The organism is Streptomyces sp. NRRL WC-3549 (assembly GCF_000721935.1).
Classification (GTDB): Bacteria; Actinomycetota; Actinomycetes; order Streptomycetales; family Streptomycetaceae; genus Streptomyces.
On record NZ_KL585388.1, the window covers coordinates 151,384 to 153,094 of the forward strand.

The 1,711-nt window shown below is 72.0% G+C and carries 1 protein-coding gene and 1 pseudogene; both read left to right on the forward strand.

Annotated elements, in window-relative coordinates; translation table 11 throughout:
- Positions 1–1,073, forward strand: a 1,073-nt coding sequence (locus tag IH13_RS39675; RefSeq protein ID WP_199814611.1) for an RICIN domain-containing protein, incomplete at its 5' end; no start/stop codon positions are given.
- 165 nt (positions 1,074–1,238) lie between these two features.
- A pseudogene (locus IH13_RS0107175) lies at positions 1,239–1,711 on the forward strand (aminotransferase); the annotation flags it as partial.

Sequence of the window (1,711 nt, forward strand, 5' to 3'; positions counted from 1 at the left end):
CTGTCTCTTATACACATCGCGCCTGCGGCGCCTGGACCCCGCAGACCGGAGTGCGGGTCACCGGCAACCGGCTCTCCGACATCGGCGGCGACGGCATCGCCGTGCACCACACCTCCGGCGCCCTGGTCGAGCACAACACCCTGGCCGGCTTCCAGCGCCGCGCCCCGCAGTGCAGCGCCGGTGTGTGGGGCTGGAACACCCTGGACAACACCTTCCAGTACAACGAGATGTCCGGCGGGCACGGCACCTGCGACGCCCAGGGGATGGACCTCGACGAGGGCAACATCGGCACCGTGTACCAGTACAACTACAGCCACGACAACGACGGCGGCTTCGTGCTGCTGTGCAACGGCGCCGGCTCCACGACCACCCGCAACGTCTTCCGGTACAACATCAGCCGCAACGACGGCGGCCAGATCTTCGACTTCGTGTGCGGGAAGATCACGGACACGGAGGTCTACGGCAACTACGTCTACGTGAGCAGGCCGAGCCAGATCGTCTACAACGGCAACGGCTCCACCGGCGAGAACGTCGGCTTCCGCGACAACGTCTTCTACGTCGCGGACGCCGGCGCGAGCTACGAGGCCGGATCGCTCTCCTTCACCCACAACACCTTCTACGGCCTCCGCGCGGCCGGTGAGCCCGCGGACCCCCAGAAGGTGACGGCCGGTGACAGCGCCGGCGTCAGGCTGCCCGCGGGCCGCTCCCTCGACGTCCCCGCGAACTCGACCACGGCGGGCACCGCCCTGCAGCTCTGGGACTGGCACGGGCGGCCCAACCAGCGCTGGACCGTGCTCGACCAGGGCGAACGGGGCAGCCTGATCGTGAACGCCGGGTCCGGGCTCTGCCTGGACGTCGACGGGAACTCGACCGCGTCCGGCGCCGCGATCATCCAGTGGACCTGCCAGGGGGACGACAACCAGCGCTGGACGGCCGGCACCGGCCCGGCGGGTGCGACCCTCACCTCCGACCGCAGCGGTCTCCTGCTCACCGCCGACGCCGACACCGGCGGAGCCGCCGTCACCCAGCGCCCCGCGGGCCCCACGGCCCGCCAGACGTGGACGGTGGGATAGACGAGTCCGGCCGGCGGCGCGGGCACCACCGGCCCGCGCCGCGCGCGGTCCGTACGCCTCCGCCCTGGCCCACACCTCTGACCAGCGGGAACAAGCCGATCCCGGGAAATTCGCCCACATCCCCGTGATTGACGCCGGTACCGGACCACGGCCAGGCTGGAGCCCATGGAGACCACCTCTTCGCTCGACCGCGTCAGGGCCACCGAGTTCGCTCCGGACACCACCTACCTCGACACCTCCACCTGTGGTCTGCTGCCCCGCAGGACCGTGGAGGCCGTCAAGGCACTGGCCGAGGACAACGCCCTGGGCCGCCGCCCCGGCGGCGGCAGTCAGGAGGCGGTCGACGGGGCCCGGACCGCGTTCGCCCGGCTCGCCGGGGTCGACCCCGGCCGGGTCGCCACCGGCGGTTCCGTCGCCGCCCATGTGGGGCTCGTCGCGGCGTCGCTGCCACCGGGAGCCGAAGTGCTGGCACCCGAGGGCGAGTTCAGCTCGGTCGTCAGCCCGTTCGCCGTACGCGGCGACCTGAAGACGCGGTACGTGCCGCTGTCCGGCCTGGCCGAGGCCGTACGCCCCGGGACCGCGCTCGTCGCCCTCTCGGCCGTCCAGTCCGCCGACGGCAGGATCGCCGACCTGGACGT